Here is a 23,439-nt window from a genome sequence, read left to right as displayed (position 1 = left end):
CTAACCGAGATTGCCGATGCTTGATGTCCGGCTCGGGACATTCAATCGGTATAGCCCAGCTTCTTGAGCATCGCCTCGTCGTCGACCCAACCCTCGCGCACCTTGACCCACAGCTTGAGGAACACCTTGCGCTCGAACAGCCGCTCCATGTGGCGGCGCGCGGCACTGCCGATGGCCTTGAGCTGGGCGCCACCCTGCCCGATCACGATGGCCTTCTGGCCGTCGCGCTCCACCCAGATCACCGCGTGGATTTCGGCAATACCGTCCTCGCGGTCGTTGAACTGCTCGATTTCCACCGTGGTGGCATAGGGCAGTTCCTGGTCGAGGCGGAGCATGAGCTGCTCGCGCACCATCTCGGCCGCAAGGAAGCGCTCGCTGCGATCGGTGATCTCGTCCTCGCCGAACACCGGCGGGCGTACCGGCAGGCGCTCGAGGATCGCGCGCTCCAGCTCCTTCAGCCCCTTCTGCTTGAGGGCACTGACGTAATGGATGTCCTCGAACTGGTGGTTGGCGGTCAGCTCCGCGACGAAGGGCAGCAGCGCGCCCTTGTCCTTGGCCAGGTCGACCTTGTTGATGGCCAGCAGGCGCGGCACGTTCTGCTCGACCAGCGCGGCGTACAGCGCCTCGTCCTCGTCGGTCCAGCGACCGGCCTCGATCAGCTGCACGGCCAGATCCACCTCGGCCATCGCGGTGCGGGCCGCGCGGTTGAGACTGCGGTTCATGGCGCGCTTGGCGCCCCGGTGCAGGCCGGGCGTGTCCACGTACATCACTTGCCCCGCCTCGCTGGTGGCAATGCCCAGGATGCGGTGCCTGGTCGTTTGTGGACGCGGGCTGACGATCGACAGGCGAAAACCGATCAGGGCGTTGAGCAGGGTCGATTTACCCACGTTCGGGCGACCGACCAGGGCCACCGCACCACAGCGATAGTTCTCGTGCGGCAGCTCGCCGGCGGTTTCGGGTTCGTCGTTCATGGCAGAAGGTGTTCCGGCGGACAGGGTGCAAAGCATGGCGCCGCCGCGCCAACGGCGCCAGCGACGGGGAAAATGGGGTTCAGGCGGGCGGCAGCGGCTCGGTCAGCTGGCCGAGCACGATCTCGGCTGCGTCCTGTTCGGCAGCCCGACGGCTGGGGCCGCTTGCGGCGGCGCACAACGGCGCCGGCTCGGCGATATTGCAGGTCACTTCAAAGACCTTGGCGTGGTCTTCGCCATGGCTGCCGGCCAGTTCATAGACCGGCAACGGCAGACCCCGCGCCTGCAACCATTCCTGCAGGCGGGTCTTGGCGTCCTTGGAGGATCTGGGCAAATCGGCGACGCGTTGGGCAAATAGCCCACGGACGGTATCGCGACAGGCGTCGAATCCGCCGTCGAGATACACCGCTGCGACCAGGGCCTCGAACGCATCGGCCAGGATCGAGTCACGGCGAAAGCCGCCGCTCTTGAGCTCCCCCGACCCCAGCTTGAGCCCGTCGCCCAGCTCCAGTTCGCGCGCCACCACTGCCAGCGCCTGGCCATTGACCAACTGCGCGCGCAGCCGCGAAAGCTCGCCTTCGCTGGCGCGGGGGTGCGCGTCGAAAAGCATTTCCCCGACCACCGCGCCGAGCAACGCATCGCCGAGAAACTCCATGCGCTCGTTGTTCGGCCGGCCCGCACTGCGATGGGTCAACGCGAGCTCGGCGAGCGCGGGATCCTGGAAACGGTAGTCCAACTTCACGGGCGGTCAGATCGAGGGCACATTGCCCTGCAGCGGCACGCTCTTTTCGAAGTGCAGCAGGAAGTCGATGTTGTAGACGAATGGAACCTGCTTGTCATAGGCCACGTGCAGCTGGTTGCCGTTGGAGCGGTCGATGGTGATGTCCCGCGGCTGGATGGTGGCGTCATCCACGTACTGGAAGCCCAGCTTGAACATCAGGTCGCGGCGGATCTCGTCCAGCGATTTGCCGTCGGCGCCCTCGGTCGAGACCTGATTCATCGCTTTGACCACGCCCATGTATTCGCTGTACGCCGGCACCAGCTTCATTGCCATGTAGCCGAAGAAGGCCACGACGGCCAGAACGACTAGAAACCCGATCAGGGTGATACCCGCTTGCTTGCTCTTCATAGTCCCCTCGCTATGCCGCTGCAGCGGCTATTTCGTCTTTATTCTGCGCGCCGCCCTGGCCCTGGGTCACGGGCGCCGCCAGTGGCGCCCGTCACGTCCTGCGTCAGTGGATGATCTTGCCAATACGCCCGAAATCGATCCAGCCGTCGTGGGTGCCCTTCCAGCTCAGCCAGATCAGGAAGGCCTTGCCGGCCAGGTTCTGTTCCGGCAGGCAGCCCCACCAACGGCTGTCGGTGCTGTTGTACCGGTTGTCGCCCATGACGATATAGCAGCCGGGCGGCACCTTGGCGGGCACCTTGTCGTTGGGGATCGACAGCGGCACCGAATACGCCGGCATGCGGGCGATCATGTGATCGATGCTCCCCTTGCCCTCCGAACGCGGCAGGTGCTCGGTCCAGACCGTAGCGCCGTAGTCGCGCATCAGCCGCGATTCGTCGCCGTTGGGACGGCCCTGGAACGGCCCGGTCAGGTCGGCAGGCACCGGCGTGCCATTGATCAGCAACTGGTCGCCGTGAGACTCGATCGTGTCGCCCGGCAGGCCGATCACACGCTTGATCCAGTTCTGGTTCGGCACCGCGGCATGCGGGTCGGAGCAGCTTATGTCGCCGCTGCGCACCCACTGGCCGTTCTCGTCCTGGCACAGGTAGCCGGGAAAGCGGAATACCACCACGTCGCCGCGCTTGGGCTCACCCAGGTCGAGGAACTTGTTGTTGAAGGCCGGCATGCGCAGGCCGTAGGCGAACTTGTTGACCAGGATGAAATCGCCCACGTCGAGCGTCGGCATCATCGAACCGGACGGGATGCGGAACGGCTCTGCCACGAACGACCGCAGCACCAGCACCACCAGCACCACCGGAAACAACGAGCGCGCCCAGTCCACCGGCACCGGATCGCGGTACTCCTCGCCGACCGCGTCCAGGCGCGCCTTGCGCTTGTTGTACAGAAACAGCCGGTCCAGCCCCCACACCACGCCGAAAAGCACGGTAAGGGCAAGCAGGATGGCGGAGAAATCGAATTCCATGGTGGCTCCCTTTGAGCCGGGAATCGGACTTCGGGATTCGGGATTCGCAGCGCAAGTCCGCTCTTCGAATCCCGAATCCCGAAGGCCACATTCCGGCCTGACTATTTATCCACTTTCAGAACGGCAAGGAAGGCCTCCTGCGGAATTTCCACGCGGCCGACTTGCTTCATGCGCTTCTTGCCTTCCTTCTGCTTCTCCAGAAGCTTCTTCTTGCGGCTGACGTCGCCGCCGTAGCACTTGGCCAGCACGTTCTTGCGCAGCGCCTTGACCGTGGAGCGGGCGATGATCTGCGCGCCGATGGCCGCCTGGATCGCCACGTCGAATTGCTGGCGCGGAATCAGGTCCTTCATGCGCTCGACCAGGTCACGGCCGCGGCGGTCGGCATGGCTGCGGTGCACGATCAGGCTGAGCGCATCCACGCGGTCGCCGTTGATCAACACATCCACGCGCACGAACGGGCCGGCTTCGAAGCGCTCGTGGTGGTAGTCCATCGAGGCGTAGCCGCGCGAGACCGACTTCAGGCGGTCGAAGAAATCCAGCACGACCTCGGCCAGCGGCATCTCGTAGCTGATCTGGACCTGCGTGGCCATGTACTGGATGGAGCGCTGCACGCCGCGCTTTTCCTCGCACAGGGTGATGATGTTGCCGATGTAGTCCGGCGGCGTAAGGATGTTCGCGACAATGATGGGCTCGCGGATCTCGTCGATCTGCGGCACCGGCGGCAGTTTCGCCGGGTTGTCCAGATCCATCACGGTGCCGTCGGTCTTGAGCACCTCGTAGACCACCGTCGGGGCGGTGGTAATGAGGTCGAGGTCGTACTCGCGCTCCAGGCGTTCCTGCACGATTTCCATGTGCAGCATGCCGAGGAAGCCGCAGCGGAAGCCGAAACCCATCGCCTCGGACGATTCGGGCTCGAAGAACAGCGCCGCATCGTTCAGGCGCAGCTTGTCCAGCGCCTCGCGCATCGCCGGATAGTCGTCGGCGGAAACCGGAAACAGGCCGGCGAACACGCGCGGCTGCATGGTCTGGAAACCCGGCAGCGGCTTCTCCGCCGGCTTGGCGGCCAGGGTCAGCGTGTCGCCGACCGGCGCGCCGTGCACGTCCTTGATCGAGGCGTTGATCCAGCCCACCTCGCCGGCACCGAGCTTCTCCAGCTTCTTGCGCTTGGGCGTGAACACGCCGACGTCGTCGACCTCGTGCACGCGGCCGGTGGACATCACCAGCAGCTTGTCGCCGGGCTTGATCTCGCCCTGCATCACGCGCACCAGCGAGATGACGCCGAGGTAGTTGTCGAACCAGGAGTCGATGATCAGCGCCTGCAGGCGGTCGGTATCGCGCGGCTTGGGCGGAGGGATGCGCGCAACGATGGCCTCCAGCACTTCGGTGACGTTCTGGCCGGTCTTGGCGCTGATCGCCACCGCCTCCTCCGCGTCGATGCCGATCACCGCCTCGATCTCGCCCTTGACCTTGTCCGGGTCGGCCGTGGGCAGGTCGATCTTGTTGAGCACCGGCACGACTTCGAGCCCCTGCTCCACTGCGGTGTAGCAGTTGGCCACCGACTGCGCTTCCACGCCCTGGGCCGCGTCGACCACCAGCAGCGCGCCCTCGCAGGCGGCCAGCGAGCGCGACACCTCGTACGAGAAGTCGACGTGCCCGGGCGTATCGATGAAGTTGAGCTGGTACGTCTTGCCGTCGCGCGCGGTGTAGGGCAGCGACACGGACTGAGCCTTGATCGTGATGCCGCGCTCGCGCTCGATCGGGTTGTTGTCGAGCACCTGCGCTTCCATCTCGCGTTCGCTCAGGCCGCCGCAGAGCTGGATGATGCGGTCGGCGAGCGTCGACTTGCCGTGGTCGATGTGGGCAATGATGGAGAAGTTGCGGATCAGTTCCATGGAATACGCTGGTAGGGCTTTCGCGGCCTGCAAAGGCCGCGGACCGCCGGGATGGCGATACGAACCCGGTATTGTCGCATGGAAACGGACAGCGCCCACCAAGCTTGCCTGTGCAGGAGCCCGCCTGGAGCGATGCTTTGTCCGTCATCGGGCAAAGCATCGCCCGCAAGCGGGCTCCTACAGGTCAGGCGCGGGTCTACTTGTCTGAAGGCACGGTCAGGGCGATGAAGCGGGTGTCATCACCACGGCGCACCAGAAGCAGCACCGTATCGCCCGGTTTGACGTCCTTGGTCGCCGCGCGGAAGGCCGAGACGCTGCCGACGTTCTGCTGGCCCACGCGAAGGACCACATCCCCCGGCTGCAGGCCGGCGCGCGCCGCGACCGGGCCGGTGATGTCGGCGATCAGCACGCCTTCGCCCTTCTTCAGGTCCAGCTGCTGGCGGGCATCCTCGTCCAGCTCGCGCACGCTCAGCCCCAGCGCCGCCGAACCGGACTGCACCGGCGAGTGGTCGCCGCCGCTGGCGCCGGCCTTGTCGTGCGGCGCTTCGCCTACCGTCACCTGAACGGTCTGCTTCTTGCCATTGCGCAGGATCTCCACCGGCACCTTGGTGCCCGGCTTGGTCATGCCGACCACCGGCGGCAGGTCGCCGGCGTCCATGATGGGCTGGCCGTTGTAGCCGGTGATGATGTCACCGACCTGGATGCCTGCCTTTTCGGCGGCGCTACCGTCCTGCACCACACCCACGATGGCGCCGCGCGGGTTGTCCATGTTGAGCGCCTTGGCGATCTGGCTGTCTACGCCGCGCACCTGCACGCCGAGCTGGCCGCGGGTGACGTAGCCGTGGTCCTTGATCTGCTGCACGGCGCTCATGGCGACGTCGATCGGAATCGAGAACGACACGCCCAGGTAGCCGCCGGTGTTGGAATAGATCTGCGAGTTGATGCCGACGACCTGGCCCTGCAGGTTGAACAGCGGGCCGCCGGAATTACCGCGGTTGATCGGCACGTCGGTCTGGATGAAGGAGGTATAGGGCTGATCGCCGCTTCCCAGGTTGCGACCGACGGCACTGACGATGCCCTGCGTCACCGTGTAGTCCAGGCCGAACGGCGAGCCGATCGCCAGCACCCACTGGCCCGGCTCGAGCGAACGCGATTCGCCGATCGATACCGCCGGCAGGCCGCTCTGGTCCACCTTGAGCAACGCGATGTCGTAGCTCGGGTCGGTGCCGACCACCTTGGCGGTAAGGGTGCGCCGGTCCTGCAGGCGAACGGTGACGGTATCGGCGCCGTCGACCACGTGGTTGTTGGTCAGGATGTAGCCGTCGCTGGAGATGATGAAACCCGAGCCGAGCGAGGTGTGCTCCTGCTCCTCCGGCGAAGGCATCATCGGCATGCCGAAGAAGCGACGGAACAGTTCCATCTGCGGATCGTCCCGCATGCCCGCCTGCGTGCGCGGCTCGCGGCGCTGGCCGTTGTACTTGGCCTCCACGTGCACCACGGCGGGTGCGTTCTTCTTCACGATGCCGGTGAAGTCCGGCAGGCTGGCCATCGCCGGCGCGGGCGCACTCTTGGCTGCCGGCGCGTTGGCCTGGGCAGCCGGCGGTTCGGCCTGGGCGCAACCGGCCGTCACCAGGCCCATCAGCACGCAGCAAGCCAGGGTACACAGGGGAATTCGGTTCATGGGTTCTCCTCCTTCAGGCGAAAACAGGGGCGCAACCGTGCAGGCCCGCGAGGCGGGCCGGCCGATGGCTAGGGGGAAGACGACCGCGGCGGGGACACGCGGAAGCAGGTCACTGGGCGCCGGCAGTCGCCTGGCGCGGATAGCGGGCGGTGGCTGCCCGCTGCGGATCGATCAACAGGTAGTAGCCCGGTTCGTCGCTGGGCACACGCACCGGCTGCACGCGATAGGGCGACAGGCTGCGCGCGTAGGGCATCAGCCCTGCACCATAGCTTTCCCCGAGCGTGGCAGCAGCCTGTTGACTGTAGCGGGAGGCGGTGTCGCCGCTGAGCCAGGGCGGTACCGCGGCGGGCGCGGCCGGTTCCGCCGGGACCGTGAGCCCGGCGGCCGGCGTGCTCTGCGCCAGCCCCGTGGACGCACGATCCTCGTCCGTCACCGGCCGGGCGATCATCAGCGCGGCCACGGCGACGCTGGCGGCAATGGCACCGCCGGCGGACCAGCGCAGCCAGTGCGGCGCGCGGCGCCCTGCCTTGGCGTCGGACTCCTGCGCGATCGCCTGTTCGACGCGTGCCGCGAACCCGGCCGACGCGAACGCCGGCAACTCCCGGCGCAGCCCGTCACGCGCCAGGTGGTAGCGCGTCCAGGTCTGCCTCAGTTCGGCGTCGTGCTCGAAGCGGCGCAGCAGGAAGCGCAACTCCTCGCGGGCGAGTTCGCCGTCGATGCCGGCCGAAAGGTGTTCACGTTGGTCTTGCGTCATGTCGGTTGATCCTCGCGGTCCGAGAGCAGTGGCCGCAGTTGCTGATCGATCGCTTCGCGCGCACGGAAGATCCGCGAACGCACGGTACCGATGGGACAGCCCATCGCCTCGGCGATTTCCTCATAGCTCAGGCCGTCCACCTCGCGCAGCGTGATGGCGGTCCGCAGCTCCTCTGGCAGCGCTTGGACAGTGTCGAAGACGGTTTGTTCAATTTCCTGCCTAAGTAGTTCGCGCTCGGGCGTGGCGCCCTCCTGCATCCGCTCGGCGCCGGTCAGGAAAACCGCGTCTTCGGCCGCGATGTCGTCCATGGGCGGGCGGCGCCCCATTGCGACCAGATGGTTCTTGGCCGTGTTGACCGCGATCTTGTACATCCAGGTATAGAACTGGCTGTCGCCGCGGAACGAGCCGATCGCCCGCCAGGCGCGGACGAAGGCTTCCTGCGCCACGTCCTCGCACTCGGCGTAGTTGTTGACGTAGCGGGAGATCAGGCCGATGACCTTGTGCTGGTACTTGCGCACCAGCAGGTCGAAGGCGCGCCGGTCGCCGTTTTGGACACGCTCGACCAGGGCGCTATCCAGTTCGTTTTCGCCCATCCGGGCCGTCTCCTTCGATAACCGCTTGGGTGGCGCCAGCCGGATGGTAACGCGCCGGCCTCAGACAAGCGGCAGCAGCGCAAGTTCACACGGGCGTCACGATGGCTGGCCAGTCCAAAAAAAGCCGTCGACGGACGACGGCACACGAGCAGAGATGCGGCATGGACCGCCAGGTTCAAGGGTAGCTGTCGTCGGGTGGGCATCAGCCCAGCACGTTGGGTAAGGCGTAGGAAGGTGGGCTGAAGCCCACCCTACGGACTCACGCCACGTTGGCCTGCGGCTCGGCCAGCAGGCGCTGGCGCTCGGCCAGCAGGCGGTCGAAGCTGGGGTGCGGCAGCGGACGGCAGAACAGGTAGCCCTGCAGCTCGTCGCAGTGGTTGGCGCGCAGGAACTTCAGGTGCTGCTCGATCTCCACGCCCTCGGCCACCACGCCGCGCTTCAGGCGGTGCGCCATCTCGATGGTGGCGCGCACGATCGCCTCGTCGTCCGGATCGATGCCGATGTTGCGCACGAAGCTCTGGTCGATCTTGATGCGGTCGGCCGGCAACTTGCGCAGGTAGTCCAGCGAGGCGGCACCCGTGCCGAAATCGTCGATGGCGATACGGCAGCCGAGCCGGTGCAGGCCGTGCAGGTTCTCCACAAGATTGGGCACCGCCTTGATGCTGATGCTCTCGGTGACCTCCAGCTCCAGCAGGCGTGGGTCCAGGCCCGACTCGGCCAGCGCAGCGGTCACGGTGTCCAGCAGGTCCGGCTCCATCAGCTGCACGGCCGAGAGGTTGACACCCAGGCGCAGGCGCAGGCCGTACTTCTCCTCCCACTCATGCGCCTGGCGGCAGGCGGTGCGCAGCACCCAGGCGCCGAGCGAGACGATCAGGCCGGTCTCCTCGGCCAGCGGGATGAACACGCCGGGGCTGATCGGGCCCAGTTCCGGGTGCTCCCAGCGCACCAGCGCCTCCATGCCGACGATGTCCTCGCTTTCGGCGTCGACCTGCGGCTGGTAGAACACGCGCAGTTCGCCGTTGCCCTCGGCGTGGCGCAGGCGGGTCTTGAGCAGCACGTCGTGCTGCTGCGCCTGTTCGGGGCTGATCTCGTAGAACTGGAAGTTGTTGCGGCCCTGGCGCTTGGCCGCATACATCGCCTCGTCGGCGTGTTTGAGCAGGGTTTCGGCGTCGAGCGCGTCGTCGGGGTAGAAGCTCACGCCGATCGAGGCGGTGACCTTCAGCGGCGCTTCCTCGCCGGCGATCTTCAGCGGCGCCTCCATCACCTGCACGATCTTCTCGGCCACGCGCAGCACGTCGTCGTTCTTGATGATGTGGCGCAGCACCACCACGAACTCGTCGCCGGCATAGCGGGCCACGGTGTCGGAGGCGCGCACGCTGGAGCACAGGCGGTGGGTGACCGTCTTGAGCACGTGGTCGCCGGCTGCGTGGCCGAGCGTGTCGTTGATGTCCTTGAAGCGGTCCAGGTCGACGAACAGCACGGCGAAGGTTTCGCGGGTGCGGTGCGCCTCGCGGATGATGGTGTCCAGGCGGTCGTTGAACAGCAGGCGGTTGGGCAGGCCGGTCAGCGCATCGATCAGGCCTTCGGCGCGGCCCTGCTCGCGGGTCAGCCGCAGCTCCTGCGCATGCGCGAAGCGCGCCGCGGCGCAGCGCAGCACCGGCTCGACAAGGCCCATGTCGCCGAACGGCGTACGGCTGCCGACCAGCAGGGCGCCCAGCACCGAGCGCCGCTCGTCGAACAGCGGCAGGCCCGCGAAACCGGACACGCCCAGCATCCCGACCAACGGATCGCTGGCACCGAGCTTGCGCGCATCGGTCGGGTGCAGCACCGTCTTGCCGTCCAGCACCTGCCGCAGCACGTTCTGCTGGGCCGGCGCGGGCCAGGGTTGGTCCTCGCCGCGCCACAGCTGGATCAACAGGTTGGGGCCGGAGGCTCCTTCGGCCGGCCGCGACGACCACAGGGCGAGATAGTCCAGGCCCAGTTCGTCGACCAACAGCCGGGCGGCGACCTTCTGCGTGTCGATACCGCTGGCCGAAGCGAACATGCGCGAAAGCAGGCTCAGGGCGGCCTCGGCACGAATGTCGGCGCGGTCGCTGCGGAACAGCAGCGCGATCGCATCCTGTTCGCCGTAGCGGATCCGCCGCGCGCTGGCCTGGCCGGTGTCGGCGCCACGGCTGGAGCGCCGCTGGCACGCGTACCAGCGACGATCGGCCTGCTGCAGCACGTGTTCGATGGCAATGCCCTCGAACGCCAGCAACTCGCGCAGGCCCCTACCCACCAGCTGCTCGACCTCGAGGTGGCTGTGCCGCACCACGGCCGAACTGGTTTCCAGCACACGCTCGGTCTGCGGCTCGACGATCAGCCATTCGCCCGCGTCCTCCTCGAACGCGAAGCGGTATTGATCCGGACCGGCCTGTACCGGCATGCCCGCCTGCGGCCGGGTGCGGCGCCAGCGGGCGACCAGCTCCAGTTCCACCTGCGAGGCATACAGCCAGTCGGAAACGCCCGCTGGAAGCTGGCCGGGCTTGACGGTGGCGCCATCGGCGATCACCGCGATCATGGGCGCCTCGGCGCAGGCCGGGATGCGACGCAACTGCTCGCAGGTGGCCTGCGCATCGATCTCGTCACCGTCGAACGCCACCACCGCCAGCATGAGTGGCGCTCGACCGTCCAGCAGCAACTCGGCATGCGGCACGCCGCGGGCCGTGTGGATGGTCGGGTGGCCGGCGCCATCGAGGGCGTCGAACACGTTCCGGCGCAAATCGCGCTGGGCAGCGACCACCAGGATGCCGGCGTTCACGCGTTCCTCCGCTTCAGGCGAACAGCCAGCGGCCGTCGCGCAGGCGCGGACGCAGCGGGGCATCCGGCCGGCCCTTCAACGCCAGGGCGATGTCACCCAGGTGATCGACCAGCGCCGGCGAGGCATCCAGCAGCACCACCCGGCGCACTTGACCGGCCGGCAGTTTGGCCAGCTGGCGCAGCAGGGTGCTGTCCATCGCCGACAGCGGCGGCTCCAGGCCCATCAGCAGGTAGACACCAAAATGCATGCTCTGCTGCATGTAACGCAGCGCGGCGCCCAGGCGCTGGCTGCCCGGTACGCGCGCATGGGCATCGATCAGGTTGCCCAGGCCCAGGTCCGGCTGCCACAGGTATACCGCCTGCCCGCTCCGACGCACGATGGCGCGGAACTGCTCGATCAGCGCCTGGTTGTCGCACCCCTCGAGCAGGATCAGCCCCGCGGGCGCAGCCAGGATGCGCTCGAAGATCTCGATGCCGGGGGGCGGCGGGGCGGAGGCCAGCAGGGGGTTCATCGAGCGTAAGTTACGGACTTGCGGGCGAAGCGCAATAGCGCCAGGTCACCGTTCCGAAAAATGGGACGGCCGGGGCTCACAGGGCTCAACTCGCATTCATCCGCACGCAGCGGTATGGTTCTGGGCTCCCCGGCCACACCTCCCAACGCCATGTTCGAAGGATTGCGCTTCAATCACTGGAAGACGAGCGTGGACGATGCCGGCATCGTCACCCTGACCCTGGACCGCGCCGACAGCAGCGTCAACGCCATTTCCCGCGAGGTGCTCGACGAGCTGGCACAGATCGTCGAACGCCTGGCGATCGAAAAGCCGACCGGCGTGATCGTCCATTCGGCCAAGGCCTCCGGCTTCGCCGTGGGCGCCGACATCAAGGAATTCGTGCGCTACGCCGAGCAGGACACCGTGCTGGAGAACATCCGCCATGGCCAGCAGGTGTTCGAGTCGCTCGCGCGCCTGCCCTTCCCGACCGTAGCCGCGGTGCACGGTGCCTGCATGGGCGGCGGCACGGAGCTGGTCCTGGCCTGCCGCCAGCGCATCGCCGCCGACGACGAGAAGACGAAGATCGGTCTGCCCGAGGTCATGCTCGGCATCCATCCCGGCTGGGGCGGCACCGCTCGCCTGCCGCGGCTGATCGGCGCTACCGAGGCGCTGCCGATCATGCTTACCGGCCGACCGCTGTCGGCGCGGCGTGCCCTGGCCCTGGGCGTGGTCGACCGCGTGGCCCCACCGCCCGAGCTGCTGGCCGAGGCCCGTGCCCTGCTGCGTCGCCCGCATGCGCGGCCGTTCGCGCAACGCGCCAAGGCATGGGCGACCAACTGGTGGCCGGTGCGCCAGATCCTGGCGCCGATGGTGGTCAAGCAGACCGCGGCCAAGGTGCGCAAGGAGCATTATCCGGCACCGTTCGCGCTGATCGACGTCTGGCAGAGCGGCGGCGCCAGCATCCAGCAGCGGCTGAAGCTCGAGGCCCGGTCGGTCGCGAAACTGGCAAAGACGCCCACGGCACACAACCTGATCCGCGTGTTCCTGCTGCAGGAACGCCTGAAGGGCGCCGGCGGCGGAGTCGACCCGGGCATCCGGCGCGTACACGTGGTCGGCGCCGGCGTGATGGGCGGCGACATCGCCGCCTGGGCGGCCTACAAGGGTTACGAGGTCACCCTTCAGGACCGCGAGATGAAGTTCATCCAGCCCGCGCTGGACCGCGCCCGCGGCTTCTACGAGAAGAAGCTCAAGACGCCGGAGAAGATCCAGGCCGCCACGGGCCGCCTGCGCCCCGATGTCGAAGGCACCGGCGTGGCCACGGCCGACCTCGCGATCGAGGCGATCTACGAGAACGCCGAGGCCAAGCGCGAGCTCTACGCGAAGATCGAACCGCAGTTCAAGGCGCAGGAAATCCTCGCCAGCAACACCTCCAGCATCCCGCTGGACGAACTGCGCCAGGGCCTGGTCGCGCCACAGCGGTTCCTCGGGCTGCACTTCTTCAACCCCGTGGCGCAAATGCCGCTGGTGGAAGTGGTGCGCCATGACCAGCTCGACCCTGCCATCGAAAAGCGCGCGCTGGCCTTCTGCAAGGCGCTGGGCAAGGTGCCGGTGGCGGTCAAGGGTACCCCCGGCTTCCTGGTCAACCGCATCCTGATGCCCTACCTGCTCGAAGCCCTGCGCCTGTACAGCGAGGGCGTCCCTGGCCCGGTGCTGGACCGCGAGGCGAAGAAATTCGGCATGCCGATGGGACCGATCGAACTGGCCGACACCGTCGGCCTGGACGTGTGTGCCTCGGTCGGCAAGGAACTGGCTCCGTTCCTGGGGTTGGAGCTGCCGCCCGGCATCGAGGACAAGCTGGAGACCGGCAAGCGCGGCAAGAAAGATGGCCAGGGCCTGTACGTCTGGCAGGACGGCAAGCCGGTCAAGCCGGAGGTCGACCCCGACTACACGCCTGCGCCAGACCTGCAGGACCGCATGATCCTGCCGATGGTCAACGAGGCGGTCGCCTGCCTGGCCGACGGCGTGGTGGACGATGCCGACCTGCTCGACGCGGGCGTGATCTTCGGCACCGGCTTCGCGCCGTTCCGCGGCGGCCCGATCCAGTACATCCGCAGCGAGGGCGTATCGACCGTGCGCGCGCGCCTGGAGCAGCTGGCGCAACGCCATGGCGAGCGGTTCCTGCCCAAACAGGGGTGGGACTTGCCCGCCCTCGCCTGACACCCCGCGCCCTGTGGGCGCGGCTGTTACAGACCTCGCTGATGCCCGCGCACCGGCGATATCCCCGTAGGAGCCCGCATGCGGGCTCCTGCAAGGGCATCGCGGGTGGTTACCACATCAGGTCGTCGGGCACGCCGTCGTCGTCGGCCGGCGCCTGCGGGTCGACCAGCAGCGCCAGCAGGTGGGCGTCAATGCTGCGAACCTGCTCGGCGATCGCCTGGCTGACCACCAGGTAGCGACCGTTCTGCTGGACGATGCCCAATCGCCCCTCGTTGAGCGCCGTGAGTTGCTCGGCATCCACGTGCACGCGCCGGATCTTGCCGCCGTACTCGAAGTGGCGCACCTGGTCGACCTCGGCCTTGTTCAGCACCTGGCCCTCCAGCAACTTCTGGATCTTCGCCTTGCGTTCGCGCCTGAGGCGCGCCTGTTCGGCGGCTTCCTGCTCGGCACGCTTGCGCTCGGTGGCCTCGGTCTGTGCGCGAATGGCGTAGGCCTTGGCCAGGTCCATTTCACCGTTGTCGCGACGCGGCGGCGGTGCATGCGGCCGGCCCTTGCCCTGCGGCGGACGTCCGCCCCGGGGTGGCTGGGACGGCGACTTCGCGCGCTGTTCCTCGCGCACCTGCTTGACGATGCCGCTTTTCAGCAGCTGATCACGGAGAGAGTCGGCCATGATCCGGCTCCAGTTTTGCGTTGGTCTTCCGGAGGCGCTTCGCGCATCCGGTACTTGTCAATAATGAGGCGGCGGCGGTTCGCTGTGCGGATCGCTGCCCTGCGCCGTGCGCAGCGAGGCGAGCTCGGCACGCAGGTCATGCAGCACGCGTTCCAGCGCCACCAGCCGCATGGCCTGTTCGGCATCGGCGCCCGCGAGCGCAGCCACCGTATCGTCGAGGAAGGTGAGGCGCACCTCGAGCTCCTCCAGGCGGCGCTCGATGTCAGACATTCGCCGGCCTCAGCGAACGCCCGCGCCCGATGCCGTAATAGGCCAGCCCCATGTCTTCCACCTGCGCCGGGTCGTAAAGGTTGCGCCCGTCGAAGATGGCCGGGTCCTTGAGCTCGTCGCGGATGCGCGCGAAGTCCGGCGCACGGAACGCCTTCCACTCGGTCACGATCGCCAGCACGTCGGCACCCTCCAGCGCCTCGTACGCGTCCTCGCACAGCGCCAGGTCCGCCCGCTCGCCGTAGATGCGCGTGGTTTCCTCGCGCGCCTCCGGGTCGAACGCGCGCACCTTCGCGCCGGCGGCCCACAGTTGTTCCATCAACCGCCGGCTGGACGCCTCGCGCATGTCGTCGGTGTTGGGCTTGAACGCCAGGCCCCACAGCGCGACGGTCTTGCCCTTGAGCGCACCGCCGTAGTGCCGCTCGATCAGCTCGAACAGCTTGCCCTTCTGGGCGTGGTTGACCGCCTCCACCGCACCGAGCAGCTTCGCCTCGAAATCCACCGCGCGCGCGATCCGCTCCAGCGCCTGCACGTCCTTGGGGAAGCACGAGCCGCCGTAGCCGCAGCCGGGGTAGATGAAGTGGTAGCCGATGCGCGGATCCGAACCGATGCCGCGGCGCACCTGCTCCACGTCGGCCCCGACCCGCTCGGCGATGTTGGCGACCTCGTTCATGAAGCTGATCTTGGTCGCCAGCATCGCGTTGGCCGCGTACTTGGTCAGTTCGGCCGAGCGCTCGTCCATCACCACCGTGCGGTCGTGGTTGCGGTTGAACGGGGCGTAGAGCTTGCGCAACACCGCCGTGGCGCGCTCACTGGAGCTGCCGATCACGATGCGGTCCGGACGCAGGCAGTCCTCGACCGCGTCGCCTTCCTTCAGGAACTCGGGGTTGGAGACCACGTCGAACGGAATCACCGCGCCACGCTCGGCCAGCGCCTGGGCGATGGTCGCGCGCACCTTGTCGGCCGTGCCCACCGGCACGGTCGACTTGTTGACCACCACCGCGTAACGGTCTAGGTGCTGGCCGATGCTGCGCGCCACTTCCAGCACATAGCGCAGGTCGGCGCTGCCGTCCTCGTCCGGCGGCGTGCCCACGGCGATGAAGATCACGTCGCCGTGGTGCACCGCAGGCTCAGCCTCGGTGGTGAAATCCAGCCGGCCGCTCTCGTGGTTGCGCTTGACCATCGGCGAGAGGCCCGGCTCGTAGATCGGCACTTCGCCGTTCTTCAGCCGCGCGACCTTGGCCGCGTCCACGTCCACGCAAAGCACGCGGTTGCCCATCTCCGCCAGGCAGGTGCCGGTGACCAGGCCCACGTAGCCGGTGCCGAACAGGGTGACTTTCAGTGTCATGCGAAATCCTTCTGATTCGAGGAGGGAAGCGGTATCAGGCCTTGGCGCCGGCGTACTCGTAGTACGCGTAGGCGTAGTAGCCCGCGCTGCGCTTCTCGACCGCGTTGAAGATCGCGCCCTTGACCGGCACGCCGTTCTGCTCGAAGCGCTGCTTGGCCAGCGCGATCTCGCGCGCCTGGTTCACGCCGAAGCGCACGACCATCAGGCTGGTGCCCACGTGGTGGCCGATCACCGCGGCATCGGTCACCGCCAGGATCGGCGGGGTATCGATGATGATCAGGTCGAAGCGCGGCTTGAGCTTCTCCAGCAGCGCGGTGAAGTGCGAATGCATCAGCAGCTCGGAGGGATTCGGCGGGACCTTGCCGCGGGCGATGAAGTAGAGGTTGTTCGCCCCCTCCACCGTGCGCACGGCCTCGGACAGGCCGATCTGGCCGGAGATCAGTTCCGACAGGCCCTGCTCCGGACGACCGCCGACTACGGTGTGCAGCGCGCCCTTGCGCATGTCCGCGTCGATCAGCAGCACGCGCTGGCCGGCCTGCGCGATCACCGCCGCCAGGTTGGAGCCTACGAAGGTCTTGCCGGCGCCCGGGCCCGGGCTGGAGATCATCAGCAGGTTGTTCTTCGCTTCCAGGCGGGCGAAGTGCAGGCTGGTGCGCAGGCTGCGCAGCGCCTCGACCGCGAGGTCGTCCGGGGCACTTTGCGCCAGCAGGTGCTGGGCGTACGCGCCTCGTCGCACGCGGCCATTGCGATCGGTGATCTCGCGCTCGGCCGCCGACAGCGGCACGCAGGCGTACACCGGCAGGCCAACGTGCTCGATGGCGGCCAGGTCTTCCACACCACGGTTGAGCAGCTGGCGGATGAAGATGAAGGCGAGCGCGAGCAGGCCGCCCAGCGCGGTACCGGCGAGCACCAGGATGGTCTTCGGCGGCCACACCGGACGGTTGGTATTGGTCGCGGCGCGGTCGACCACGCGCACGTTGCCGACGGTGCCGGCGCGCGCGATGTCGAGCTGCTGGGCCTGGTTGAGCAGGTTGGTGTAGGTCTCGTTGCTGACCTGCACGTCGCGGGTCAGGCGCAACAGCTCCTGCTGCGTGTCGGGCAGGTGCCCGACCTGTTTCTCCAGCGCATTCTTCTTGCCCTGCAACTGGCCGATCTGCGCGGCCAGTGCCTGGTAGGTCGGGTGGTTGGAGGTGAACTTGCGCTCGACGTCGGCCATCTGCATGCGCAGGTTTTCGATCTGCGTGTCGAGGGCGACCGTCTGGTCGAGCAGGCCCTTGGTCTGCAGGCTGATGTCGACCGAATGCGCACGCATCTGGAACGCGTTCAAGGCGGCCGTGGCCTTTTCAAGATCCATCTTGACCTTGGGCAACTGCTCCTTGACGAACTTCAGGCTGTTGGCCGCTTCGGCGGAGTTGCGCTCCACGTTCTGCTGCACGTACAGCGCGCTGATCTGGTCCAGTAGCTGGGTGGCCAGCACCGGATCGGCGTTGTCGTAGGTGAGCACGATGATGCCCGAATCCTTGCCCTGCTCGGTCGCATTGATCGCGCCCTGCAGGCCGGTGATCGTGCCCAGGTGGGAATGGCGCGCCACGTCGAACACGGTGCCCGGGTTGGCGTGCAGCGCCTGCACCTGCATGGTGATGCCATTGCCGGTGGCCGACTCGCCCACACGACCGGTCAGCAACACGTTGTCGCCCGCGTCGGTCAGGGTGTAGGTGCCGTGCTCGCCGGCGACCAGGCGCAGCGGCTTGTCCAGCAACGCCGAGGGAACGTCGAGCTGGAAGATATCCAGTTCCGCGCCGCCCCAGTCGTAGCTGTCCATGCCCATGAACGGTGGCGCCACGTCGCCCGGCATCTGCGGGTTGTAACTGCGCGCCATGTAGTCGCCGATCAGCGGGAAGCGTTCCGGCCTGGCGGTGATGTCCAGCTTGAGATTGTTCACCGCCTGCCCGATCACCGTGCGGGAGGTGATCAACGCGATCTCGGTGGTGGCCTGCGAAGAGCTGGCGCCCAGCGTCTGCGACAGGTCGTCCAGGCCCGGCAGGCTGGGGACTTTCTGCTCCACCTGTACGGTGGCGGTGGCCTCGTAGATCGGCGTGGTCAAGGTGGCGTACACCACGCTGATCACGAAGAACACTGCGGTGACGCCGATGATCAACCACTTGTGGTCGAGCAGCGTGCCAAGCAGTGCATGCAGGTCGATGTCGTCATCGCGACGCGGTGAGGACGGGAAGGTCTGTTTGGTGGTCATAGCCCGATTCCTAGGCTGAGGGGTTCACAGGTAGCGCAGCCAACTGCCGACGCCACGTTCGATTGAGGCGTGTACTTGCTCGAAGACACTGCGCGAACGTCGAAACGGATCCGGCACGTCGCTGCCCGCGTGCCATTTGTCGAAGAGAAAAACCTTGCCGCTCGCCTCCGGCGCGAGCTTCACCACGGAATTGAGGTGCCGGCGCTCCATCGCCAGGACCAGGTCTGCCTCGCGCAGCATCGAAGGCTCGAGCTGGCGCGCGCGGTGTTCGCTGGCATCGATGCCCTCGTCCTTGAGCAGTTCGGCGGCGTTCTGGTCGATCGGCCGTCCCACCAGCGCGCCCAGGCCGGCGCTGCTGACGTGGATGTCGCGCTCGCCCAGTTCGCGGCGGAACAGGAATTCCGCCACCGGGCTGCGGCAAACGTTGCCGACGCAGACCACGAGGATGCTGTTGAACACGATCCGCACACTCCCGAATACCCAAGGCCATGTGGCCCCTGTCGATGCCCCGCCAGCCGGATGCGCGATGAGCGCCGAACCGGCCGGAAGAGAGTCGGCAGTCTAAACTCCTGTTCCGTGAAAAAATCATGTTGGACACTCCCTTCATTTACGTGAAGAAAATGCTTTCTTCAGTGCATCTTTTCTTCACGCAGGCTGGCCTTGGCATATCGCCAACTCGAAGACTCAGCTTTCTCACCGCATTCACGAATGATCGCGTTAGATTCGTCGAGCCCGCTTGGCAACCGTTCCATCTTCGGGGGGCCCAACCCATGCACATGTTGAAGCTCGTGCTTCCGCTTACCGGCTTGCTGATGGCCGGCCAGGCCTTGGCGCACAAGGCGTCGCACGCTACGGCCACGCGCCCGGCGACCGTCGGGCCGCTATCGGTCCAGTCCGGCAACATCCCCGCCGCGCTGCTCGACGGCGTCGGTGGACGAAGCGTGCGCCCCGCGGCGGGAATGCCCGCCGCGGTCGCCGCGGAGGCCACCGTGAAAAACACAGATACACCCGCCCGCATTAACCGTCGCTATTAGCCAAAACCGCCGTTGCGCGGGCGGTCATGACGAGTACATTCATTCATTCGTCACGATTATCCACGCAGTGGCCCAGCAGAAAGGACGCATTATGAAAACGCTACCCGCAGTAGCCCTCCTTCTCTTCGCCCTCGCGCTGAACGGCTGCGCGATCGTTCCCGGCCAGCGCATGGACGAGGGTGCGTTGCAACGCGAAGACAGCCACATGCAGCTGTTGCAGATCACGCCCGAGCTGGTGGAGAGCAGCCAGGCGCAGGCCAGCACGATTCCGCAGGAGCTGCTGTCGTACCAGCCGGAGGACTACCGCATCGGCGCGGGCGACACGCTGTACATCACCGTGTGGGATCACCCCGAACTGACCTCGCCTGCCGGCTCGCAACAGCAGACGGTCGCCAACGGCCGCCTGGTGCGTCCTGACGGCACGCTGTTCTATCCGTATGCCGGCACCATCAAGGCGGCCGGGCTCACCGTCGAGGAACTGCGCCAGTCGCTCACCAAGAAGCTGAGCAGCTTCGTGCGCGAGCCGCAGGTGGACGTCAACGTGGTCGGCTACGGCAGCCATCGCATCACGCTGGAGGGTGCGTTCCAGCACACCGACGCGCAGGTGCTCAACTCGGTTCCGGTGACGTTGTCGCAGGCGATCGGCGTGGCTGGCATCAATACGCAGGAAGCGGACCTGTCCGGCTTCACGCTGACCCGCGACGGCCAGACCTATCCGATCGACCTGACCGCGCTGAACCAGGGCGCCGGCGGCCAGATCTATCTCAAGCCGGGTGACAAGCTGTTCCTGCCGTACAACGACAACAAGGAGGTGTATGTCGTCGGCGAGGTGATCCGCCCGCAGGCCATCACCTTCAAGACCACCGCACTGACCCTCACCCAGGCGCTGGGCCGTGCCGGTGGCCTGAGCCCGGTCACGTCCTCGGGCAATGCGGTCTACGTGATCCGCGGTTCGGAGAAGCTCACCCAGACGCCGGCGCAGGTGTTCCACCTCAATGCGCGCTCGCCGGCGTCCTATGCCCTGGCGGACAACTTCCGCGTGAAGCCGGGTGACGTGGTGTGGGTCGGCGCGTCCGGCATCACCAAGTGGAACCGCTTCCTGAGCCAGTTGCTGCCGCTATCGGGCCTGATCTATCAGGCGGCAGGTACGGCCGATCGCGTCAACAATCCCTGATGCGAGGTTTGGCTGGTGGGCCAGGGAGGGCCCACTGGCATGGACGAGAGGAGGCCCGGCGCAAGCCGGGCTTTTTCTTTTTGGCCATCTATCCCCGGGGAGGTCGGGGTGAGCGGCCCGGGCGGGAGGGAATCGCCCGCCTAAGGCATGTCTGGTCTGTCGTTCTTGCGCGGTCTCCCTGCGACTTGGCTCGCCTGCCGCGGGCCTCCGATCGCCTGCCGCTCGGGTCACTTTCTTTGCTGGCCCAGAGAAAGTAGCCAAAGAAATGGCCTGCTGAGCACGGGGTAGCTAAAAGGCTAGGTGCCTGTGCGCTTTGCTTGGTCAGTCGCTTGCTCTTAGAGGAGCTGTCGCCGCTTTATCGCGGGCGCTCGGGAGCTGAGGCACAGGAAGAGCGCGAGGTTGTGCACGTTCGCCGTACGCAGCTCCCTCTCCCCTGCGGGGAGAGGGCTGGGGTGAGGGGCCGGGGCTCGCGGGGATATTTCGTCCCGAGGATGCTTTAGTTGTCGCCCTTGCGTGGCCTCCCCGCGACTGGGCTCGCCTGCCGCGGGCTTCCGATCGCCTGTCGGCGCTCGGGTCACTTTCTTTGCTGGCCCAAAGAAAGTAACCAAAGAAATGGCCTGCTAAACACGGGGTGACTAAAAAGCTAGGTGCCAGTGCGCTTTGCTTGGTCAGTCGCTTGCTCTTAGAGGAGCTGCCGCCGCTTTACCGCGGGCGCTCGGGAGTTGAGGCAGGAAGAGCGCAAGGTCATGCACGTTCGCCGTACGTGGCTCCCTCTCCCCTGCGGGGAGAGGGCTGGGGTGAGGGGCCGGGGCTCGCGGGGACGTTTCGTCCGGACGGTGCTTTGGTTGTCGCCCTTGCGTGGCCTCACCGCAACTTGGCTCGCCTGCCGCGGGAAGACCACGCAAGAACGACAGGCAAAACGCCTAAAGCGGGAGTTTCCCGCGAGCCCGGCCTCTCATCCAGCCCTCTCCCCAGGGGAGGATGTTCAATCACTGGCCAGCCAGACCACCCCGCACTCCACTCTTACCGGCACCGCGCGCAACGACTGCCCACGGCACGGCCCGCCCACGCAGAAGCCGTCTCCGGTCCGGAAACTCGCCCCATGCACGGCGCAGATCAGCGTGCCGCGGCTGATCAGGAACTGGCCCGGCGCCCAGTCCAGCTGGCGCCCGGCGTGCGGGCAGACATTGACCCACGCGCGTGCCTCCTCGCCATCGCGCAGCACGATCAGGTTCTCTGGCCCGTCGGGCAGCACGGCGTCGACGGCCACCGCCGTGCCGTCGGGAATGTGATCGAGGCGGCAAAGCGCCCCGGGGGGTAGGTCCATCGGCACTTGCCTCGGGGGCGTGAAAGCCCCATCGTTGCGCACGTAAGTCGTTGATTTTACCACACGGATTTTTAACATGCGCCTGTTCCAGCTACCGTCGTCCCGTTCCCGCCACCCGCTCGCTCGCGCCCTGTCGCTGGTCGTCGGGATCGCCGTGCTGGGCTTGATGCTGGTGTTTGGCCTGGTCGTCGCCGGCGTCCTGCTGGTTGGCGGCGGGCTGTGGCTGGCGCTGCGCCAGTGGAACCGCGCGCGTGCCGTCGGCCGTTCGGCGCCCGCCGCCGGTTCGCGTCCGCAGGTGCTCGAAGGCGATTTCGTGGTGTTGCACGAGGGTCGCCCGGTCGCGCGTTGACGTGCAAGAAGCGGATGGCCGCCCCGCGGCCGTCCCGCCAGACTGGCGTCATCTGGAAACCGGAACGCCGCCATGTCCGCCATCGAACCGCTTGAACAGGCCCGCCGGCTGCTCGACGAGGCCGACACCGCGCCCAGCCTGGACGCCCTGGCCAGTGCAGTCGCGCTGAGCCCGACCTACCTGCAGCGCGCCTTTCGCCGGCGCTTTGGCATGAGTCCGGCCGAGTACCACCGCTCGCGCCGCTTCGGCCAGTTCAAGGCCGCCCTGCGCGAGGGCTCGGCCGTGACCGACGCGGTCTACGAGGCCGGCTTCGGCTCTGGCAGCCGCGTCTACGAACACAGCAACCGCCTGCTCGGCATGACCCCGGCCAGCTACCGCGCTGGCGGCGCCGGGGCCAACATTCGCTACACCACCACCGGCACGCCGCTGGGCCGGCTGCTGGTGGCCACCACCACGCGCGGCATCTGCGCGGTCAACCTGGGCGACGACGACGCAGCGCTGGAACGCGGGCTCGCCGAGGAGTTTCCGCATGCCACGCGCGAGCGCGTCGATGCCGGACGCGAAGAATGGCTGGATGCGGTGATCGCGCGCATCGCCAGCGAACTGGGCTGGAGCGACGCCGCCGCGCCCGCCATGCCGCCGCTGGACATTGCGGCAACCGCGTTCCAGTGGCGCGTGTGGGAGGCGCTCACCCGCATCCCCGCCGGCCAGACGCGCAGCTACCGCGCGCTCGCCACGGAGCTGGGCGACCCCAACGCCGCCCGTGCGATCGGCAACGCCTGCGGCAACAACCGCCTGGCGCTGATCGTGCCCTGCCACCGCGTGGTGCGCGAGGACGGCTCGCTAGGTGGCTGGCGCTGGGGCGTGGAACGCAAGCGCGAACTGCTGGCGCGCGAGCGCAGCCGGGGCGCTGCACCGGAGCGCCGCCGCGCGTCTTGACCCTCGCTCAAGGCTGGTTTGAGAACTGCGCGCTACCGCGCCGGTACCGCTCCCGCTATCGTGCGCGCTTCGGGCAACACCCCATCGACGCCGGCTTTGCCGGCTGCCGGCGCTTGCCCCTCGTCCCCACCGGATCTGCCGATGTCCACGCACAAGCCCGCTGGCCACAACGCGGTCTCGCCCTACCTGCTGGTGACTGACACGCGCGCCATGCTGGCCTTCCTGCAGGCGACCTTCGGTGCGCAGGAGCTTTATCGCAAGGCGCGCGAGGACGGCTCGGTCATGCACGCCGAAGTGCGTATCGACGACTCGGTGGTGATGCTCGGCGAGCGCCCCGACGGACGCGAACCCGTGCGCTGCTCCACCCACGTCTACGTGCCGGACGTGGACGCCTGCTATGCCGCGGGCCTCGCCGCCGGCGCGGATAGCGTGTCCCCGCCGACCGACCAGCCCTACGGCGACCGCACCGCCGGACTGCGCGACCCCCAGGGCCATCTGTGGTGGATCGGTACCCACCTGGCTCGCTGATTTCCCC

General features: G+C 67.3%; 22 protein-coding genes. 6 read left to right on the top strand and 16 right to left on the bottom strand.

Features of this window, described 5'->3' with window-relative positions:
• Positions 1–41: 41 nt before the first annotated feature.
• The 10 genes from era to ACFWZ3_RS02320 form a co-directional block, all read right to left on the bottom strand.
• Positions 42–971, bottom strand: coding sequence for a GTPase Era (gene era, locus ACFWZ3_RS02365; RefSeq protein WP_439706172.1), 930 nt, complete (start codon positions 969–971; stop codon positions 42–44).
• Between the two features lie 79 nt (positions 972–1,050).
• A complete protein-coding gene (rnc, locus tag ACFWZ3_RS02360) occupies positions 1,051–1,710 on the bottom strand; it encodes a ribonuclease III (protein WP_439706171.1) in 660 nt (219 codons plus the stop codon).
• Positions 1,711–1,716: 6 nt separating this feature from the next.
• Positions 1,717–2,097: a DUF4845 domain-containing protein gene (locus ACFWZ3_RS02355; protein ID WP_439706170.1), complete on the bottom strand. Its 381-nt coding sequence runs from the start codon at positions 2,095–2,097 to the stop codon at positions 1,717–1,719.
• A 103-nt stretch (positions 2,098–2,200) separates the two neighbouring features.
• Positions 2,201–3,118: a signal peptidase I gene (gene lepB, locus ACFWZ3_RS02350; RefSeq protein WP_439706169.1), complete on the bottom strand. Its 918-nt coding sequence runs from the start codon at positions 3,116–3,118 to the stop codon at positions 2,201–2,203.
• A gap of 101 nt (positions 3,119–3,219) precedes the next feature.
• Positions 3,220–5,010, bottom strand: a complete 1,791-nt coding sequence (lepA, locus tag ACFWZ3_RS02345; RefSeq protein ID WP_439706168.1) for a translation elongation factor 4 — start codon at positions 5,008–5,010, stop codon at positions 3,220–3,222.
• Between the two features lie 196 nt (positions 5,011–5,206).
• A complete protein-coding gene (locus ACFWZ3_RS02340; RefSeq protein ID WP_439706167.1) occupies positions 5,207–6,691 on the bottom strand; it encodes a DegQ family serine endoprotease in 1,485 nt (494 codons plus the stop codon).
• A 109-nt stretch (positions 6,692–6,800) separates the two neighbouring features.
• The gene (locus ACFWZ3_RS02335; RefSeq protein ID WP_439706166.1) at positions 6,801–7,445 is read right to left on the bottom strand and encodes a sigma-E factor negative regulatory protein; all 645 of its coding nucleotides are present in this window, start codon (positions 7,443–7,445) and stop codon (positions 6,801–6,803) included.
• Positions 7,442–8,038 carry an RNA polymerase sigma factor RpoE gene (gene rpoE, locus ACFWZ3_RS02330; RefSeq protein WP_439702122.1) on the bottom strand — a complete coding sequence of 199 codons (597 nt, stop codon included), beginning with the start codon at positions 8,036–8,038 and terminating at the stop codon, positions 7,442–7,444. The genes ACFWZ3_RS02335 and rpoE overlap by 4 nt, the downstream gene beginning before the upstream one ends.
• A 259-nt stretch (positions 8,039–8,297) precedes the next feature.
• On the bottom strand, positions 8,298–10,838 hold the full coding sequence (locus ACFWZ3_RS02325) for a putative bifunctional diguanylate cyclase/phosphodiesterase (RefSeq protein WP_439706165.1): 2,541 nt from the start codon (positions 10,836–10,838) through the stop codon (positions 8,298–8,300).
• Positions 10,839–10,851: 13 nt separating this feature from the next.
• On the bottom strand, positions 10,852–11,349 hold the full coding sequence (locus ACFWZ3_RS02320) for a hypothetical protein (RefSeq protein WP_439706164.1): 498 nt from the start codon (positions 11,347–11,349) through the stop codon (positions 10,852–10,854).
• A 150-nt stretch (positions 11,350–11,499) separates the two neighbouring features.
• Here ACFWZ3_RS02320 and ACFWZ3_RS02315 point away from each other — a divergent pair, with 150 nt between their 5' ends.
• Entirely contained in the window at positions 11,500–13,545 is a 2,046-nt protein-coding gene (locus ACFWZ3_RS02315; RefSeq protein ID WP_439706163.1) for a 3-hydroxyacyl-CoA dehydrogenase NAD-binding domain-containing protein, read from the top strand.
• Between the two features lie 109 nt (positions 13,546–13,654).
• Here the strand turns inward: ACFWZ3_RS02315 and ACFWZ3_RS02310 are convergent, their stop codons facing one another.
• From ACFWZ3_RS02310 to ACFWZ3_RS02290, 5 genes are read right to left on the bottom strand one after another with little or no spacing between them, the layout of a single operon-like run.
• The gene (locus ACFWZ3_RS02310; protein ID WP_439706162.1) at positions 13,655–14,215 is read right to left on the bottom strand and encodes a DUF2058 domain-containing protein; all 561 of its coding nucleotides are present in this window, start codon (positions 14,213–14,215) and stop codon (positions 13,655–13,657) included.
• A 57-nt stretch (positions 14,216–14,272) separates the two neighbouring features.
• A complete protein-coding gene (locus ACFWZ3_RS02305) occupies positions 14,273–14,485 on the bottom strand; it encodes a SlyX family protein (protein ID WP_439706161.1) in 213 nt (70 codons plus the stop codon).
• Positions 14,478–15,824, bottom strand: coding sequence for a UDP-glucose dehydrogenase family protein (locus tag ACFWZ3_RS02300; RefSeq protein WP_439706208.1), 1,347 nt, complete (start codon positions 15,822–15,824; stop codon positions 14,478–14,480). The genes ACFWZ3_RS02305 and ACFWZ3_RS02300 overlap by 8 nt, the downstream gene beginning before the upstream one ends.
• A gap of 40 nt (positions 15,825–15,864) precedes the next feature.
• Positions 15,865–18,081, bottom strand: a complete 2,217-nt coding sequence (locus tag ACFWZ3_RS02295) for a polysaccharide biosynthesis tyrosine autokinase (RefSeq protein WP_439706160.1) — start codon at positions 18,079–18,081, stop codon at positions 15,865–15,867.
• Between the two features lie 24 nt (positions 18,082–18,105).
• Positions 18,106–18,540, bottom strand: coding sequence for a low molecular weight protein-tyrosine-phosphatase (locus tag ACFWZ3_RS02290; RefSeq protein ID WP_439706159.1), 435 nt, complete (start codon positions 18,538–18,540; stop codon positions 18,106–18,108).
• Between the two features lie 128 nt (positions 18,541–18,668).
• Between ACFWZ3_RS02290 and ACFWZ3_RS02285 the strand changes: the two genes are divergently transcribed.
• Positions 18,669–19,115, top strand: a complete 447-nt coding sequence (locus ACFWZ3_RS02285; protein WP_439706158.1) for a hypothetical protein — start codon at positions 18,669–18,671, stop codon at positions 19,113–19,115.
• A gap of 91 nt (positions 19,116–19,206) precedes the next feature.
• Positions 19,207–20,289 carry a polysaccharide biosynthesis/export family protein gene (locus ACFWZ3_RS02280; RefSeq protein ID WP_439706157.1) on the top strand — a complete coding sequence of 361 codons (1,083 nt, stop codon included), beginning with the start codon at positions 19,207–19,209 and terminating at the stop codon, positions 20,287–20,289.
• A 985-nt stretch (positions 20,290–21,274) separates the two neighbouring features.
• Here ACFWZ3_RS02280 and ACFWZ3_RS02275 read toward each other — a convergent pair.
• Positions 21,275–21,616 carry a Rieske (2Fe-2S) protein gene (locus tag ACFWZ3_RS02275; RefSeq protein WP_439706156.1) on the bottom strand — a complete coding sequence of 114 codons (342 nt, stop codon included), beginning with the start codon at positions 21,614–21,616 and terminating at the stop codon, positions 21,275–21,277.
• 76 nt (positions 21,617–21,692) lie between these two features.
• On the opposite strand from ACFWZ3_RS02275, the gene ACFWZ3_RS02270 reads away from it, so the two are divergent.
• The 3 genes from ACFWZ3_RS02270 (at position 21,693) to ACFWZ3_RS02260 (ending at position 23,432) form a co-directional block, all read left to right on the top strand.
• Entirely contained in the window at positions 21,693–21,965 is a 273-nt protein-coding gene (locus tag ACFWZ3_RS02270; RefSeq protein WP_439706155.1) for a hypothetical protein, read from the top strand.
• Between the two features lie 72 nt (positions 21,966–22,037).
• Positions 22,038–22,904 (top strand): methylated-DNA--[protein]-cysteine S-methyltransferase, encoded by an 867-nt coding sequence (locus ACFWZ3_RS02265; RefSeq protein WP_439706154.1) that lies wholly within the window; start codon positions 22,038–22,040, stop codon positions 22,902–22,904.
• Between the two features lie 141 nt (positions 22,905–23,045).
• Positions 23,046–23,432: a VOC family protein gene (locus ACFWZ3_RS02260; RefSeq protein WP_439706153.1), complete on the top strand. Its 387-nt coding sequence runs from the start codon at positions 23,046–23,048 to the stop codon at positions 23,430–23,432.
• The last annotated feature ends 7 nt before the right edge of the window (positions 23,433–23,439 follow it).

It is taken from the genome of Frateuria sp. GZRR35 (assembly GCF_051900415.1).
GTDB lineage: Bacteria > Pseudomonadota > Gammaproteobacteria > Xanthomonadales > Rhodanobacteraceae > Frateuria_A.
Note: the sequence above shows the minus strand (reverse complement) of the source record. Positions and strands in the feature narration are given on the sequence as shown.

Excerpts from the sequence above, each read along its gene's own strand:
- lepA (WP_439706168.1), bottom strand. The coding sequence starts at position 5,010 with ATGGAACTGATCCGCAACTTCTCCATCATTGCCCACATCGACCACGGC.
- ACFWZ3_RS02280 (WP_439706157.1), top strand. The coding sequence starts at position 19,207 with ATGAAAACGCTACCCGCAGTAGCCCTCCTTCTCTTCGCCCTCGCGCTG.
- ACFWZ3_RS02260 (WP_439706153.1), top strand. The coding sequence starts at position 23,046 with ATGTCCACGCACAAGCCCGCTGGCCACAACGCGGTCTCGCCCTACCTG.
- ACFWZ3_RS02340 (WP_439706167.1), bottom strand. The coding sequence starts at position 6,691 with ATGAACCGAATTCCCCTGTGTACCCTGGCTTGCTGCGTGCTGATGGGC.
- lepB (WP_439706169.1), bottom strand. The coding sequence starts at position 3,118 with ATGGAATTCGATTTCTCCGCCATCCTGCTTGCCCTTACCGTGCTTTTC.
- ACFWZ3_RS02320 (WP_439706164.1), bottom strand. The coding sequence starts at position 11,349 with ATGAACCCCCTGCTGGCCTCCGCCCCGCCGCCCCCCGGCATCGAGATC.
- ACFWZ3_RS02315 (WP_439706163.1), top strand. The coding sequence starts at position 11,500 with ATGTTCGAAGGATTGCGCTTCAATCACTGGAAGACGAGCGTGGACGAT.
- ACFWZ3_RS02285 (WP_439706158.1), top strand. The coding sequence starts at position 18,669 with ATGTTGGACACTCCCTTCATTTACGTGAAGAAAATGCTTTCTTCAGTG.
- ACFWZ3_RS02270 (WP_439706155.1), top strand. The coding sequence starts at position 21,693 with ATGCGCCTGTTCCAGCTACCGTCGTCCCGTTCCCGCCACCCGCTCGCT.
- ACFWZ3_RS02335 (WP_439706166.1), bottom strand. The coding sequence starts at position 7,445 with ATGACGCAAGACCAACGTGAACACCTTTCGGCCGGCATCGACGGCGAA.
- ACFWZ3_RS02305 (WP_439706161.1), bottom strand. The coding sequence starts at position 14,485 with ATGTCTGACATCGAGCGCCGCCTGGAGGAGCTCGAGGTGCGCCTCACC.
- ACFWZ3_RS02355 (WP_439706170.1), bottom strand. The coding sequence starts at position 2,097 with ATGAAGAGCAAGCAAGCGGGTATCACCCTGATCGGGTTTCTAGTCGTT.
- ACFWZ3_RS02310 (WP_439706162.1), bottom strand. The coding sequence starts at position 14,215 with ATGGCCGACTCTCTCCGTGATCAGCTGCTGAAAAGCGGCATCGTCAAG.
- ACFWZ3_RS02275 (WP_439706156.1), bottom strand. The coding sequence starts at position 21,616 with ATGGACCTACCCCCCGGGGCGCTTTGCCGCCTCGATCACATTCCCGAC.
- ACFWZ3_RS02295 (WP_439706160.1), bottom strand. The coding sequence starts at position 18,081 with ATGACCACCAAACAGACCTTCCCGTCCTCACCGCGTCGCGATGACGAC.
- era (WP_439706172.1), bottom strand. The coding sequence starts at position 971 with ATGAACGACGAACCCGAAACCGCCGGCGAGCTGCCGCACGAGAACTAT.
- ACFWZ3_RS02265 (WP_439706154.1), top strand. The coding sequence starts at position 22,038 with ATGTCCGCCATCGAACCGCTTGAACAGGCCCGCCGGCTGCTCGACGAG.
- rpoE (WP_439702122.1), bottom strand. The coding sequence starts at position 8,038 with ATGGGCGAAAACGAACTGGATAGCGCCCTGGTCGAGCGTGTCCAAAAC.